General features: G+C 64.0%; 13 protein-coding genes. 12 read left to right on the top strand and 1 reads right to left on the bottom strand.

Annotated features, from left to right (window positions below):
• Positions 1 to 108 precede the first annotated feature (108 nt).
• The 3 genes from HWQ56_RS26170 to HWQ56_RS26160 are packed head-to-tail and all read left to right on the top strand — an operon-like array spanning position 109 to position 2,571.
• Positions 109 to 1,134 (top strand): aminoglycoside phosphotransferase family protein, encoded by a 1,026-nt coding sequence (locus HWQ56_RS26170; RefSeq protein ID WP_176572091.1) that lies wholly within the window; start codon positions 109 to 111, stop codon positions 1,132 to 1,134.
• Positions 1,131 to 1,802: an N-acetylmuramate alpha-1-phosphate uridylyltransferase MurU gene (gene murU / locus HWQ56_RS26165; RefSeq protein WP_158153233.1), complete on the top strand. Its 672-nt coding sequence runs from the start codon at positions 1,131 to 1,133 to the stop codon at positions 1,800 to 1,802. The genes HWQ56_RS26170 and murU overlap by 4 nt, the downstream gene beginning before the upstream one ends.
• 1 nt (position 1,803) lies before the next feature.
• On the top strand, positions 1,804 to 2,571 hold the full coding sequence (locus tag HWQ56_RS26160; protein ID WP_158153234.1) for a TerB family tellurite resistance protein: 768 nt from the start codon (positions 1,804 to 1,806) through the stop codon (positions 2,569 to 2,571).
• Between the two features lie 60 nt (positions 2,572 to 2,631).
• Here the strand turns inward: HWQ56_RS26160 and HWQ56_RS26155 are convergent, their stop codons facing one another.
• On the bottom strand, positions 2,632 to 3,612 hold the full coding sequence (locus tag HWQ56_RS26155; RefSeq protein ID WP_176572090.1) for an alpha/beta hydrolase family protein: 981 nt from the start codon (positions 3,610 to 3,612) through the stop codon (positions 2,632 to 2,634).
• A gap of 94 nt (positions 3,613 to 3,706) precedes the next feature.
• Here HWQ56_RS26155 and HWQ56_RS26150 point away from each other — a divergent pair, with 94 nt between their 5' ends.
• The 9 genes from HWQ56_RS26150 to HWQ56_RS26110 all read left to right on the top strand — a co-directional run bounded on the left by HWQ56_RS26150 (position 3,707) and on the right by HWQ56_RS26110 (position 14,175).
• Complete coding sequence (locus HWQ56_RS26150; RefSeq protein ID WP_176572089.1) at positions 3,707 to 6,100, top strand: PAS domain-containing sensor histidine kinase; 2,394 nt, start codon at positions 3,707 to 3,709, stop codon at positions 6,098 to 6,100.
• Positions 6,097 to 6,726, top strand: coding sequence for a response regulator (locus HWQ56_RS26145; RefSeq protein WP_158153237.1), 630 nt, complete (start codon positions 6,097 to 6,099; stop codon positions 6,724 to 6,726). The genes HWQ56_RS26150 and HWQ56_RS26145 overlap by 4 nt, the downstream gene beginning before the upstream one ends.
• 253 nt (positions 6,727 to 6,979) lie before the next feature.
• Positions 6,980 to 8,101: an ABC transporter ATP-binding protein gene (locus HWQ56_RS26140; RefSeq protein WP_158153238.1), complete on the top strand. Its 1,122-nt coding sequence runs from the start codon at positions 6,980 to 6,982 to the stop codon at positions 8,099 to 8,101.
• Positions 8,102 to 8,157: 56 nt separating this feature from the next.
• Complete coding sequence (locus tag HWQ56_RS26135) at positions 8,158 to 9,192, top strand: ABC transporter substrate-binding protein (RefSeq protein ID WP_176572088.1); 1,035 nt, start codon at positions 8,158 to 8,160, stop codon at positions 9,190 to 9,192.
• A gap of 66 nt (positions 9,193 to 9,258) precedes the next feature.
• Positions 9,259 to 10,506: an ABC transporter permease gene (locus tag HWQ56_RS26130; RefSeq protein ID WP_158153240.1), complete on the top strand. Its 1,248-nt coding sequence runs from the start codon at positions 9,259 to 9,261 to the stop codon at positions 10,504 to 10,506.
• A 13-nt stretch (positions 10,507 to 10,519) separates the two neighbouring features.
• Complete coding sequence (locus tag HWQ56_RS26125; protein ID WP_176572087.1) at positions 10,520 to 11,344, top strand: ABC transporter permease; 825 nt, start codon at positions 10,520 to 10,522, stop codon at positions 11,342 to 11,344.
• A gap of 106 nt (positions 11,345 to 11,450) precedes the next feature.
• Positions 11,451 to 12,599: an iron-containing alcohol dehydrogenase gene (locus HWQ56_RS26120; protein ID WP_176572086.1), complete on the top strand. Its 1,149-nt coding sequence runs from the start codon at positions 11,451 to 11,453 to the stop codon at positions 12,597 to 12,599.
• Positions 12,600 to 12,688: 89 nt separating this feature from the next.
• Entirely contained in the window at positions 12,689 to 13,363 is a 675-nt protein-coding gene (gene rpe, locus HWQ56_RS26115; RefSeq protein WP_176572085.1) for a ribulose-phosphate 3-epimerase, read from the top strand.
• Positions 13,360 to 14,175: a phosphoglycolate phosphatase gene (locus tag HWQ56_RS26110; RefSeq protein ID WP_176572084.1), complete on the top strand. Its 816-nt coding sequence runs from the start codon at positions 13,360 to 13,362 to the stop codon at positions 14,173 to 14,175. Before rpe ends, HWQ56_RS26110 begins: the two co-directional genes overlap by 4 nt.
• Positions 14,176 to 14,193 lie beyond the last annotated feature (18 nt).

The raw sequence follows: 14,193 nt of genomic DNA, 5'->3' as shown, positions 1-14,193 counted from the left end.
CGTGCCATCTGCCCGCGGTGGGGCCGCACGCCTCTCGATGGTCTGAAAAAGATGCTGGATAATAAAGCATGACCCGCTTGACGGCTAGCGCCGTCGGAGACCTCTGTAATGCCCGATCAAGATGTACGCCTGCAACAGCTCCAAGTCTGGCTGGACGAACAACTGGTGAAACTCTTTGTGGCCGGGGGCTGGGGGCCTGTACCCCCGTCTTCATTGACCGCCGCCAGCAGCGATGCAAGTTTTCGCCGATATTTTCGCTGGCAGGGCGGTAACCGCAGTTTTATCGTCATGGACGCCCCGCCACCCCAGGAAAACTGCAAACCCTTCGTGGACATTGCCGCGCTGCTGGCCACGTCTGGCATCAATGTGCCGAATATTCATGCCCAGGACCTGGAACGCGGCTTCCTGTTGCTCAACGACCTGGGCAACAAAACCTACCTGGACGTGATCGACGTCCAGAACGCCGATGCATTGTTCGCCGACGCCATCGATGCGTTGCTGGCTTTCCAGCAGTTGCCCATGGATGCGCCATTGCCCAGCTATGACGTGGCCCTGTTGCGCCGCGAGCTGGAACTGTTCCCCGAGTGGTACGTGGGCCGCCAACTGGGCGTAACCTTCAACGAGGCGCAGAAAGCCCTGTGGCAGGGTGCCAGCAACCTGCTGATCGATAGCGCCCTGGCCCAGCCCAAGGTCCTGGTGCACCGGGATTTCATGCCGCGCAACCTGATGCGCAGTGAACCCAACCCTGGCGTGCTGGATTTCCAGGATGCCGTGTACGGCCCTGTCACCTACGACATTACCTGCTTGTTCAAGGATGCCTTCCTCAGCTGGCCGCTGGAGCGCGTCGATACATGGCTGTTGGGTTACTGGAATGCGGCCCGTGCCAAAGGGATACCCGTGCAGGCCGACTTCCAGGACTTCCTGCGCGCCAGCGACCTGATGGGCGTACAGCGCCATTTGAAGGTCATCGGTATTTTCGCCCGCATCTGCCACCGCGATGGCAAGCCCCGTTACCTGGCCGACGTGCCACGCTTCTTCGCCTATATAGAAGCAGTGCTGGAGCGCCGGCCGGAACTGGCGGGGCTTGGACAATTGCTGGCCAGCCTGCGCGCCGTCACGGAGGCTGATGCATGAAAGCCATGATTCTGGCCGCAGGCAAAGGCGAGCGCATGCGCCCCCTGACCCTGCACACGCCCAAGCCGCTGGTGCGCGCCGGCGGCGTGCCCTTGATCGAGTACCACCTGCGGGCGCTGGCCCAGGCAGGGTTCACCGAGATCGTCATCAACCATGCGTGGCTCGGCCAGCAGATCGAAGACCACCTGGGCGATGGCGCGCGTTTCGGCTTGAGCATCCGCTATTCGGCGGAAGGCGAGCCACTGGAAACCGGTGGCGGTATTTTCCAGGCCTTGCCGTTGCTGGGGGTAGAGCCTTTCCTGGTGGTCAATGGCGACATCTGGACCGATTACGACTTCAGTCGGCTGCGCCAGCCTTTGGACGGCCTGGCGCACTTGGTGCTGGTGGATAACCCGGCTCATCACCCCACTGGGGATTTTCTACTGCAGGGCGGCACCGTGACTGACGAGGGCGAGGCCGCAGCACGGCTGACCTACAGCGGCATCGCCGTGCTGCACCCGGCGCTGTTCGCCGGTTGCAGCGCGGGGGCGTTCAAATTGGCGCCGCTGTATCGCCAGGCCATGGCCGCGGGCAAGGTCAGTGGTGAGCACTTCACCGGGCGCTGGGTAGATGTCGGTACCCATGAACGCCTGGCCGAGGTTGAAGCCTTAGTGCAAGGACGCCATTGAGATGCTCTGGCCGGGGACGCTCATTGGGGCGGGCGCTGGTTTCGCCATCGCCAATATTCCGGGGGCACTGTTGGGGGCATTGCTGGGGCAGGCGCTTGACCGGCGCCTGCAACTGCATAGCTGGGGCGAACTGCTGGACCGTGTACGCGGCAAGTCGCCCTTGGGCGATGACCAGCTATTGTTCGTGTTGCTGGGGCGCCTGGCCAAGTGTGACGGTCGGGTGGTGCAAAGCCACATTCAGCAAGCGCGCCAGGAGATGCGCGCCCTGGGCCTGGACACAGCCCGGCAGAAAGTGGCGATCGCCGCCTTCAACCGCGGCAAGGGCGGGCGCGATCGTTTGCAGCATCACCTGGAGCGCCTGGCGCGCCAGCCCAATTCGGCCGAAGGCGTGCTACGGGCGTGTTGGCGCATGGTGTGGGCCGATGGTCAGGCCAGCCGAGGCGAACGTGAGCTAGTGGTGCAGTGGGGCAAATGGCTGGGCTGGACCTCGGTGCAGGTGCAGAGTCTGTCAGCGGACTATGAACCGGCGCGCAAGCCGCTGGCCAACAGTGGCGGCACCTACCAGGAGGCCATGCGCCTGCTGGGCGTGGGGGCGAGCACCGAGCCTTCGCAGATCAAGCGTGCCTACCGGCGCCTGCTCAGCCGCCACCACCCGGACAAACTCGCCGGTAGCGGCGCCACCCCGGCCCAGGTGCGCGAAGCCACCGAGCGCACCCGCGAGCTGCACAGCGCCTATGCTCTGATCCGCGAGCGTCGGGATTTTCGCTGACGGGAAAACAGGCAGCGGCCAGGTCCGCTGCGGGTTTTCCTCACCGCCGGCGCACCGGGTTCAATCCACGGGCTTGGGGCTCAGCCAGCCACGAACGCGGCGGAACAGTTGCTCTTGTTCTGCCGTCTTGTCGGCGGGCAGTGCATTGAGCGAGATTTGCGTGTAACCCGTGTCCTTCAGGCGTTTGCTGGCCTGCAGCCGTGCTTTCGCGGCCTGCTGGGCGGCGGCCGTGTCACTGTAGAAAATGTCGGCGGTCGGCACTTTCAGCGACGGGGCCAGGTCCTGCAGGTTCTGGCTGGCGTTATTCGGCGTCATGGGCGCGACCATCACCAGGCGCTGGGCGTGGGCTTGCGGGCGTTCCTTGAGGTAACGGGCTGCCCAATAGGCACCCGTACCGTGCCCCAGCAGCACCACCGTGCGGGATTTCTGCTGTTGGGCGAAAGTCACCGCCGCGTCGATGCGGGCGAAGATGCGCTCGGCGTCGGCCTTGGCCAGTTCTTCGGCCGATTGCGCCGGCGGTTTGTCCGGTTCGGTGGCGGTTGCCTGTTCCACCGAAGGGTTGGCTGGCGGCGTCGACTTGCTGTCAGCCTCCTTGGGCGGCGGCGCCTTGTCCTCTACACGCGGTTGCGGGGCATCAGCGCTCAAGTCGGGCAGGCTGATGCTCAGGCTGTGCCAGTTGGCATCCGGCAGCTTGTTGCGAATAGGGCCGACGGCGTTGGGCCAGTCAGCCGTTTCGCCTGTGCCGGGTATGATCACCACCGCGCCGGCAGGGTTGCTGGTATTGGCCGGCCGCCACAAGCCCAGGAAGCTGTCGCTGCCGGCCTGCAATTGCTGTTGTTCGTCCTGCGGCAGTTGCCGTTCCAGGGCCAGGTTGTCTTCCTGGCTGCGCTCGAGTACCGGTTGGCGCTCGACCTTCGGTTGCTCGGCCGCTTTGTCGGTGGCGGGCTTTTGCGCCGCGTCGTCGGCCAGCGCCGGCAGCGCCAGGGGTAACATCAGCGATAGGCAGAACGCTGGCAGCGTTGTGCGGTAGATTGAAGACATCGGATATTCCACGCCAGGTTGGTCCTGGCAGCCTAATGGTATTTGTCCCGAACCGCCAAACGTATAGCGTCGGTCATGGGTGATGAGAGCTGCGATGATTCGATTGTGCTGGGTGCTTATCGGCTGGTTGTGCCTACCCTTGATCGCCTTGGCCGCGCCGGTGGCGTTGAGCCCTGAACAGCAGGCGTGGCTGGACCAGCACCGGGAAATCCGCGTGGGCGTGGTCCTGCAGGCGCCGTTCGCCCAGTACGACCGGCGCTTGCAGCAGCTCTCGGGGGTCAATGTCGAGGTGATCAACTGGCTGGCCAAGGGTCTGCAACTGGACCTGCACTGGCGCAATTTCCCGGACCAGGCGGCCTTGGAGCGCGCCCTGCGCGACGACGAGGTAGACATGGCCCCTGGCCTGGTTCAGACCCCGGCCGGCCTGCGCCTGTGGCTGTTTTCCGACCCCTACATGCGCATTCCGCAATTGGTGGTGGGCGAGCGCAGCGGCGCCGTGGCCGTGGACCTCGAAAAGCTCGACAGTAAAGACCGGGTGGCCGTGCGCATGCCCAGCCCCGTGGCCGATTACTTGCGCAGCACCTATTCGAACCTCAACCTGCAGGGCGTGCCGCTTGAGCGCCAGGCGCTGCAATTGCTGCTGAGCCAGCAGGCGCGCTATGCCGTGGTGGATGAAGCGCAACTGGGGCGCCTCTCGGGGGAAAGCGATTTCGCCGACCTGGTAGTAGTGGGCGACATCGGCCTGCCGCAGTTGCTGCGCGTAGGCTCGCGTCGCGATTGGCCAATCCTCGCCCAGGTCATTGAAGCGGCGTTGCAGGCCATTCCCGCCAAGGATCTGGAACAACTGCACGGCCGCTGGTTGCAACCACGCTACCCGCGCCTGACCGAGTCCCCCGGTTTCTGGCAGAACCTGAGCCTGCTGTTCGCCGTGCTGGCGCTGTCGGCCATCGCCATCGTGTTCTGGCAGCGTCGCCAGCAGCACTGGCTGGAGGGCCGGCTGATGGAGGCCCGCGATGACCTTGCCCGGCGCCAAGCAGGGGAAGCGGCCTTGCGCCTCACCCAGTTCTCCATCGACCAGAGCACCGTGGGGATCCTGTGGGTGAACTGGGACAGCCACGTGCGCTACGCCAACCGTGCGGCCGAAAGTTTGCTGGGTTACTCGGCTGGTGGGGTGCTGAACCGCCCGTTGATCGATTTCGAGCCCGGCCTGCACATGGACCGCTGGCTGAACCTGTGGAAGCGCGCCCGGGCCAGCGAAGGCGAGGCCTTGAGTTTCGAGAGCCAGTGCCTGCGCGCCGATGGCAGTTTTCTGCCTGCCGACGTGTCCCTCAGTTTCCTGCGCTTTCACGATGCCGAGTACCTGGTCGTGTACCTTACCGATGTGACCGATCGGCGCCGCGCCACAGCGGCCCTGCAGGAGAGCGAGGCGCGCTTGCAAGGTATCGCCGCCAACGTGCCCGGCCTGGTATTCCGCCTGGAAAGGTTGCAGGCCGGCGGCCAGTTGGAGTTCGCCTACATCAGTGAGGGCAGCGAAAGCCTGGTGGGCTATTCCCCGGCCGCGCTGCGCCACCCGGACATGGGGCTGCGCAACCTGGTGCAGCCCCAAGACCGCGCCAGTTACCACCGCACCCAGGACCAGGCCCTGGACACCGACAGTGACTGGTCGTGGCAGGGCCGGATGCTGACCCGGGACGGCCACGAGCGCTGGGTCGAAATCAAAGCCATGTCCCGCGGCCTGGGCGAAGGCCGGGTGTGGGATGGCATTGTCTGGGACATCAGCGAGAGCAAGCACGCCGAATTGGCGTTGGCACGCTCCCAGGACCAACTGCGCGAGCTGTCGGCCCACCTGGAAAGCGTTCGCGAGGAAGAAAAGGCCCGTATTGCCAGGGAAGTGCATGATGAACTGGGGCAGATGCTGACCGTGCTGAAGCTGGAAACCTCCATGTGCGAGCTGGCCTACGCGGAGTTGGACCCTGGCCTTCAGGAGCGTCTCAATAGCATGAAGCGCCTGATCGCCCAGTTGTTCCAGCTGGTTCGCGATGTGGCCACGGCCTTGCGGCCGCCGATCCTGGACGCGGGCATCGGCTCGGCCATTGAATGGCAGGCCCGCCGCTTCGAGGCCCGTACGCGAATACCCTGCCTGGTACAGGTGCCCGAGCCTGTCCCGGCGCTCAGCGACGCCAAGGCCACCGGCCTGTTTCGCATTCTCCAGGAAGCGTTGACCAACGTGATGCGCCACGCCCAGGCGCAGACAGTCGACATTGCCCTTGAGGTGGATGAAGATTGGCTGGTGCTCAGTGTCAGCGATGACGGCCACGGTTTCGTGGTGGGGGCCGGCCCATCCACCTCCTTTGGCCTGGTGGGCATGCGCGAGCGAGTGCTGATGCTCGGCGGGGTGTTGCAGTTGCACAGCGAGCCGGGCCAGGGCACAACCCTGCGGGTTCGCGTTCCAGTCAATGAGCGTTCGGTGTTGGGGGTAGGGCGGTGATACGGGTATTGGTAGCGGAAGACCACACCATCGTGCGCGAGGGCATCAAGCAGTTGATCGGCCTGGCCCGTGACCTGCTGGTGGTAGGCGAGGCCAGCAATGGCGAGCAGTTGCTGGAAACCCTGCGGCACACGCCCTGCGAAGTGGTGCTCCTGGATATCTCCATGCCCGGGGTCAACGGCCTTGAAGCGATCCCGCGGATTCGTGCGCTGAACAACCCGCCCGCCATCCTGGTGCTGTCCATGCACGATGAAGCGCAGATGGCCGCCCGGGCGCTGAAGGTTGGCGCCGCGGGCTACGCCACCAAGGACAGCGACCCGGCCCTGCTGTTGACCGCCATCCGGCGCGTTGCCAACGGTGGGCGCTATATCGACCCGGACCTGGCCGACCGCATGGTGTTCGAAGTAGGCCTCACCGATGCTCGCCCGTTGCATTCGCTGTTGTCGGAGCGCGAATTCTCGGTATTCGAGCGCCTGGCCCAAGGCGCCAACGTCAATGACATCGCTCAGCAACTGGCGCTTAGCAGCAAGACCATCAGCACCCACAAGGCGCGGCTGATGCAGAAACTCAACGTTACTTCCCTGGCTGAGCTGGTGAAATACGCCATGGAGCATAAGCTGGTCTAGAACGGCGCCCGGCTGAACAGTTCGCACGGCGGCGGGCTCATGCCCGATCAGTATTTATCCAATTGCGACAGGGGGCAGGGCCTGGTTTCGGGCCTCGCCGAAAAAACATATCCATTCCCGCCATCCGTGTAGGGCGATCCCTACCCGCAGCCTTCCATCCGGCTGATGCCATTCTCTCCCGGCCCCCGATTTGCGTGGCCTGCAGCCTTCACTAGGCTTATTCACACGGCAGTCATAATCGAAAGGTGTGGGTATGAGCGAGGTGAATTCAAGCGCTGGGGCGAGCGATGTGCTGGTCAGCTTTCGTGGCGTGCAAAAGAGCTACGACGGTGAAGTGCTGATCGTCAAAGACCTCAACCTGGACATCCGCAAGGGCGAGTTCCTGACCCTGCTCGGCCCCTCCGGCTCCGGCAAGACCACCAGCCTCATGATGCTGGCCGGGTTCGAGACGCCCACCGCCGGCGAGATACTGCTGGCCGGGCGCTCGATCAACAACGTGCCACCGCACAAGCGCGATATCGGCATGGTGTTCCAGAACTACGCGCTGTTCCCGCACATGACGGTGGCGGAAAACCTGGCGTTCCCGTTGTCCGTACGCGGCCTGAGCAAGACCGATGTCAGCGAACGGGTCAAGCGAGTACTGGACATGGTGCAACTGGGCAAATTCGCCGCGCGCTACCCGGCCCAACTGTCCGGCGGCCAGCAACAGCGGGTAGCGCTGGCCCGGGCGCTGGTGTTCGAACCGCAACTGGTGCTGATGGACGAGCCTCTGGGCGCCCTGGACAAGCAACTGCGCGAACACATGCAGATGGAAATCAAGCACCTGCACCAGCGTCTGGGCGTAACCGTGGTCTATGTCACCCACGACCAGGGCGAAGCGCTGACCATGTCTGACCGGGTGGCGGTGTTCCACCAGGGCGAGATCCAGCAGATCGCCCCGCCGCGCGCCCTGTACGAGGAACCGCGCAATACCTTCGTGGCCAACTTCATTGGCGAAAACAACCGGCTCAATGGCCGCCTGATTACCCAGGACGGCGACCGTTGCGTGGTGGGCCTGGAGCGGGGCGAGAAGATCCAGGCGCTGGCGGTGAACGTCGGCGAGCCGGGCGACCCGGTGACGCTGTCGATCCGCCCCGAGCGGGTGTTCCTCGATGGCCACAGTGAGCAATGCAGTAATCGATTCTCTGGCCGGGTTGCCGAATTCATCTACCTGGGCGACCACGTGCGGGTGCGCCTGGAAGTGTGCGGCAAGTCGGACTTCTTCGTGAAGCAGCCAATTGCCGAGCTGGACCCGGCACTGGCGGTGGGCGATGTGGTACCGCTCGGCTGGCAGGTCGAGCACGCGCGTGCGCTGGACCCGTTGTTAGTCGACTAGAGGCGAGCCAATCGCCCCCAAGCAACACCAACCCTGCACTGTGGAGAGACGCATAAATGCTCAAGCACTTGAAGTTCACCGCCCTGGCACTGGGCCTGATGGGCGCGGGCCAGGCCATGGCGGCGGCCGACCTGACCCTGGTCTCCTTCGGCGGCGCCAACAAGGCGGCCCAGGAGAAAGCCTTCTACCAGCCGTGGGAAAAGTCCGGGCAAGGCAAAATCGTCGCCGGTGAATACAACGGTGAGATGGCCAAGGTCAAAGCCATGGTCGACACCAAGAGTGTGTCCTGGGACCTGGTGGAAGTGGAATCACCGGAACTGGCCCGTGGCTGTGACGAGGGCATGTTCGAACAGCTTGACCCGAAACTGTTCGGCAATGAAGCCGACTACGTGAAGGGTGCTATTCAGCCCTGTGGCGTTGGCTTCTTCGTCTGGTCCACTGTGCTGGCCTACAACGCCGACAAGCTCAAGACCGCGCCCACCAGCTGGGCCGATTTCTGGGACGTGAAGAACTTTCCGGGCAAGCGTGGCCTGCGCAAAGGTGCCAAGTACACCCTGGAATTCGCCCTGATGGCCGACGGTGTGGCGCCCAAGGATGTGTACAAGGTGCTGGGTACCAAGGAAGGCCAGGACCGCGCCTTCAAGAAGCTCGACGAGCTCAAGCCCAGCATTCAGTGGTGGGAAGCCGGCGCTCAGCCGCCGCAGTATCTGGCCTCGGGTGACGTGGTGATGAGCTCGGCCTACAACGGCCGCATCGCCGCCGTGCAGAAGGAAAGCAACCTCAAGGTGGTGTGGAACGGTGGCGTGTACGACTTCGACGCCTGGGCCATCCCCAAGGGCGCCAAGAATGCCGAGGAAGCGAAGAAATTCATTGCCTACTCGGTCAAGCCGCAGCAGCAGAAGGTTTTCTCCGAGAACATCGCTTACGGCCCGGCCAACAGCCAGGCGGTACCGCTGCTCGACAAGGGCATTTTGAAAGACATGCCCACCACCCCGGAAAACATCGCCAACCAGGTGCAGATCGACGTGGGCTTCTGGGCTGACAACGGCGAGCAACTGGAACAGCGCTTCAACGCCTGGGCTGCCAAGTAACCCCATGCAGGCGGCGCGCCACTCCCCGGTGGCGCGCCTTGAGTTCAAAGATTCGCGGAGTAGACCATGGCCCTTGCAGTGCCCCTCAAAGAGGTCGCCAGCCCTAACCTGAAACAGCGCCTGGCCCGTGCCGAGCGGTTCAACCGCCTCAAGGCCCAGGCCCTGATCGCGCCGCTGGTGCTGTTTCTGCTGCTGGTGTTCCTGGTGCCCATCGCTGTGCTGCTCTATAAGAGCGTGGGCAACCCGGAAGTGGTGGAAGGGCTGCCGCGTACCGTCGCCGCCGTGAAGGCCTGGGACGGCAAGAGCCTGCCGGACGAGGCCGTGTACAAGGCCCTCAGCGATGATTTGGTGGATGCGCGCAAGAACCAGACCCTGGGCGATCTGTCCAAACGCCTGAACATGGAACTGGCCGGTTACCGCAGCCTGCTGTCGAAAACCGCCCGCGCGATGCCCTTCACCCCTGAGCCGGCCTCCTATAAAGAAGCGCTGCAAAGCCTCGACGAACGCTGGGGTGACCCTGCCTACTGGCAGGCGATCCGTCGCAACACCAGCAATGTCACCCCCTATTACCTGCTCGCGGCCGTCGACCATCGTATCGACGACCTCGGCGAAGTGGCCCCCGCCACCCCTGACCAGGCCATTTACCTGGATATCTTCGCGCGCACCTTCTGGATGGGCCTGGTGATCACGGTCATCTGCCTGCTGCTGGCCTACCCGCTGGCGTATTTGCTCGCCAATCTGCCGGCACGTCAAAGCAACTTGCTGATGATCATGGTGCTGCTGCCGTTCTGGACGTCGATCCTGGTGCGCGTGGCGGCCTGGATCGTGTTGCTGCAGTCGGGTGGCCTGATCAACAGTGCGCTGATGGCCATGGGTATCATCGACAAACCCCTGGAACTGGTGTTCAACCGCACTGGCGTGTACATCTCCATGGTGCACATTCTGCTGCCCTTCATGATCCTGCCGATCTACAGCGTGATGAAAGGCATTTCGCCCACCTATATGCGCGCGGCGATCTCGCTGGGTTGCCACCCGTTCGCCAGTTTCTGGCGCGTCTACTTCCCGCAGACCTATGCGGGCGTGGGCGCTGGCTGCCTGCTGGTGTTCATCCTGGCCATCGGCTACTACATCACCCCGGCATTGCTGGGCAGCCCCAACGACCAGATGGTCAGCTACTTCGTGGCCTTCTACACCAACACCAGCATCAACTGGGGCATGGCCACCGCGCTGGGCGGCCTGCTGTTGCTGGCCACCGTGCTGCTGTACCTGGTGTACAGCAAACTGGTCGGCGCCAGCCGCCTGCGCCTGAGCTGAGGAGATTCCGAAAATGCTGAGCCCTTACATGTCGCCCGTGGAGCGGGTCTGGTTCTACAGCCTGCGCATTCTGTGCGGCCTGATCCTGCTGTTCCTGATCCTGCCGGTGCTGGTGATAATTCCGCTGTCGTTCAACTCCGGCAGTTTTCTGGTGTACCCGTTGCAGGGCTTCTCGCTGCACTGGTACCAGGACTTCTTCGCGTCGCCGGAGTGGATGCGGGCCCTCACCAACAGCATCATCGTCGCGCCGGCGGCAACGGTGCTGGCCATGGTCTTCGGTACGTTGGCCGCCATCGGCCTTACCCGTGGCGATTTCCCCGGCAAGTCGCTGGTGATGGCCCTGGTCATTTCGCCGATGGTGGTGCCAGTGGTGATCATCGGCGTGGCCAGTTACCTGTTCTTTGCCCCGCTAGGGTTGGGCAACAGCTTCACTTCGCTGATTCTGGTGCACGCGGTGCTGGGCGTGCCCTTCGTGATCATCACGGTGTCGGCGACCCTCCAGGGCTTCAACCACAACCTGGTGCGCGCCGCGGCGAGCCTGGGCGCCTCACCGCTGACCGCGTTCCGGCGCGTGACCTTGCCGCTGATCGCGCCGGGGGTCATCAGCGGAGCGCTGTTCGCCTTCGCGACCTCGTTCGACGAGGTCGTGGTGACGCTGTTCCTGGCAGGCCCCGAGCAGGCCACCTTGCCCCGGCAGATGTTCAGCGGTATTCGTGAAAACCTCAGCCCCACCATCGCGGCGGCGGCCACCTTGCTGATCGCCTTCTCGGTGGTGCTGTTGCTCACGTTGGAGTGGCTGCGCGGGCGCAGCGAGAAGTTGCGCACGGCCCAGGCCTGATCGCTGGTTCGTGATCGTCGACTATCAACGGGGCCAATGATCCCTCATTGGCCCGCGCCCTCGGCTAGTCTGAAAGCAGCCCTTGTCCGACCAAAAGGCCGCATTCATGACCCTCTCTGCCTTCAAGATCGCCAACAAGCTGCTCACCGGCGCAGGCGCCATCGAGCAACTGGACAGCGAACTGTCCCGCCTCGGTGTGCACAACCCTTTGCTTGTCACCGATGCGGTGCTGGTGCAGTCCGGCACCGTGGCACTTGCCGTGGCGCAACTGGGTGGGCGTCGCCACGGCATTTTCGACCGCGTGCAGCCCGAACCCGAGATCGCTATCGTTGAGGATTGCATGGGCGCCTACCGCCAGGGCGGCCATGACGGGCTGATTGGGGTAGGGGGCGGCAGCGCCATCGATATCGCCAAGAGCGTGGCCGCTTATGCCGGGCACGACGGGCCGTTGGCTGCCCTGTTCGGGGTGGGCCTCGTGGAGCGCAAGGGACCGCCCTTGATCGCCATTCCCACCACGGCGGGCACCGGCTCGGAAGTGACCAACGTAGCGATTCTTTCTGACAAGGCCGCTCACCTGAAAAAAGGTATCGTCAGTGACTACCTGTTACCGGACGTCGCCCTGGTCAGCCCGCAGATGACCCTGACCTGCCCGCGCAGCGTTACTGCCGCCAGCGGGGTAGACGCGCTGGTGCATGCCATCGAGTCCTATATTTCGGTCAACGCCTCGCCCATCACCGACTCGCTGGCGTTGGGGGCCATCAAGCTGATCGTGCGGGCTTTGCCCAAGGCCTATGCCAACCCTTCCAACCTGCAGGCCCGCGAAGACATGGCCACCGCCAGCCTGATGGCCGGCATGGCGTTCGGCAACGCCGGGGTAGGGGCCGTGCATGCGCTGGCCTATCCCTTGGGAGGGCGGTTCAACATTGCCCATGGGGTCAGCAATGCGCTGTTGCTGCCGTATGTCATGGCCTGGAACAAGATCGCTTGCCTGGAGCGGTTCCGCGATATCGCCGTGGCCATGGGGCTACAGGTGGCGCAGTTGTCGGACCAGCAGGCGGCCGAGGCGGCGGTCGAGGCCATGGTGCAGTTGTGCGCCACCGTCGAGATTCCCAAAGGCATGCGCAGCTTCGGCGTGCCCGAGGACGCCATCCCGGCCATGGCCGCCGAGGCGTGCGGCATTGACCGGCTGATGCGCAACAACCCGCGCCAGCTCGGCGCCAGGGACATCGAGCAGATCTACCGCAGTGCTTACTGACCACCGCTGGTGGTCGACCTCGCCACCCCCATGCCGACAAGCTGAGGTACAATGCGCGCCACCGTGATTCCAGCCCAGAAAGGTGCGTCATGCAGCCCTTTGCAATTGCTCCGTCCATTCTCTCCGCAGATTTCGCCCGTCTGGGCGAGGAAGTCGACAATGTCCTGGCCGCTGGCGCCGACATCATCCACTTCGATGTCATGGACAACCACTATGTGCCCAACCTGACCATCGGCCCCATGGTCTGCGCCGCGCTGCGCAAGTACGGCATTACTGCGCCCATCGACGCGCACCTGATGGTCAGCCCCGTGGACCGCATCATCGGTGACTTCGCCGAAGCCGGTGCCAGCTTCATCACGTTTCACCCCGAAGCCACCCTGCACGTCGACCGTTCGCTGCAACTGATCCGTGACAGCGGCTGCAAGGCCGGCCTGGTGTTCAACCCGGCCACGCCCCTGGACGTGCTCAAGTACGTGATGGACAAGGTCGACATGGTGCTGCTGATGAGCGTCAACCCAGGTTTCGGCGGCCAGAAGTTCATTCCCCACACCCTCGACAAGCTGCGCGAAGCCCGCGCGCTGATCGACGCCAGTGGCCTGGACATTCGCCTGGAAATCGACGGCGGCGTGAACGTGAACAACATTCGCGACGTCGCCCAGGCGGGCGCCGACACCTTCGTTGCCGGCTCGGCGATCTTCAACGCCCCCAACTACAAGGAAGTCATCGACAAGATGCGCTCCGAACTGGCGCTGGCCCGTTCATGAGCGGCTTCGAGCAGCGGGTTCCGGCCAAGCTGCCACGGCTGGTGATGTTCGATCTGGACGGTACCCTGATCGACTCCGTCCCCGACCTGGCCGCGGCCCTGGACGCTACGCTGCTCAAGCTCGGCCGTGCCCCGGCAGGCCTCGAGGCCGCGCGCACTTACGTCGGCAACGGCGTGCGTGTACTGGTGCGCCGAGGCCTGGCCGGCAGCCTCGACCATACCGGCGTGGGCGAGGTGGAAACCGACCAGGCGCTGGCGGTGTTCATGGATGCCTACAGTGGCGGCCATGCCCTGACCAAGGTCTACCCCGGCGTGCGCGAGAGCCTCAAGTGGCTGCAGAAGCGCGGCGTCGAGATGGCGCTGATCACCAACAAGCCGGAACAGTTCGTCGCGCCGCTGCTCGATGAAATGAAACTGGGCCGTTTCTTCCGCTGGATCATCGGTGGTGACACCTTGCCCCAGCAGAAGCCCGATCCGGCCGCACTGCTGCAAGTGATGCGCATGGCCGGCGTGGAGCCGGCCGATGCGCTGTTCGTCGGTGACTCGCGCAACGACGTGTTGGCCGCCAGGGCCGCCGGTGTGCGCTGCATCGCCCTGAGTTATGGCTACAACCATGGCCGGCCCATTGCCGAAGAGTCGCCGGCAATGGTCATTGACCATTTCAGCGACCTGATCAGTTGCTTAGATCCAGCGGCTGAGATAACGTTGGGGGCTAGTACACCTTCCCCTCGCAGAGATTCCATCGTGGTGGTCACTCGCAAACTCTGGATGAAAGTCATCAAGGCCCTGGCCCGCTGGCGTTGGCGCGCCTGACTTTTACCTGGCCGGCCC

The sequence above is a fragment of the Pseudomonas eucalypticola genome (genome assembly GCF_013374995.1).
Classification (GTDB): domain Bacteria; phylum Pseudomonadota; class Gammaproteobacteria; order Pseudomonadales; family Pseudomonadaceae; genus Aquipseudomonas; species Aquipseudomonas eucalypticola.
The sequence above is the reverse complement of the archived record's forward strand: the minus strand, read 5'-3'. Positions and strand labels throughout refer to the sequence as shown.

Bases quoted from the DNA above. Each gene is read 5' to 3' on its own strand.
- HWQ56_RS26170 (WP_176572091.1), top strand. From the start codon at position 109: ATGCCCGATCAAGATGTACGCCTGCAACAGCTCCAAGTCTGGCTGGAC.
- murU (WP_158153233.1), top strand. From the start codon at position 1,131: ATGAAAGCCATGATTCTGGCCGCAGGCAAAGGCGAGCGCATGCGCCCC.
- HWQ56_RS26160 (WP_158153234.1), top strand. From the start codon at position 1,804: ATGCTCTGGCCGGGGACGCTCATTGGGGCGGGCGCTGGTTTCGCCATC.
- HWQ56_RS26155 (WP_176572090.1), bottom strand. From the start codon at position 3,612: ATGTCTTCAATCTACCGCACAACGCTGCCAGCGTTCTGCCTATCGCTG.
- HWQ56_RS26150 (WP_176572089.1), top strand. From the start codon at position 3,707: ATGATTCGATTGTGCTGGGTGCTTATCGGCTGGTTGTGCCTACCCTTG.
- HWQ56_RS26140 (WP_158153238.1), top strand. From the start codon at position 6,980: ATGAGCGAGGTGAATTCAAGCGCTGGGGCGAGCGATGTGCTGGTCAGC.
- HWQ56_RS26135 (WP_176572088.1), top strand. From the start codon at position 8,158: ATGCTCAAGCACTTGAAGTTCACCGCCCTGGCACTGGGCCTGATGGGC.
- HWQ56_RS26130 (WP_158153240.1), top strand. From the start codon at position 9,259: ATGGCCCTTGCAGTGCCCCTCAAAGAGGTCGCCAGCCCTAACCTGAAA.
- HWQ56_RS26125 (WP_176572087.1), top strand. From the start codon at position 10,520: ATGCTGAGCCCTTACATGTCGCCCGTGGAGCGGGTCTGGTTCTACAGC.
- HWQ56_RS26120 (WP_176572086.1), top strand. From the start codon at position 11,451: ATGACCCTCTCTGCCTTCAAGATCGCCAACAAGCTGCTCACCGGCGCA.
- rpe (WP_176572085.1), top strand. From the start codon at position 12,689: ATGCAGCCCTTTGCAATTGCTCCGTCCATTCTCTCCGCAGATTTCGCC.
- HWQ56_RS26110 (WP_176572084.1), top strand. From the start codon at position 13,360: ATGAGCGGCTTCGAGCAGCGGGTTCCGGCCAAGCTGCCACGGCTGGTG.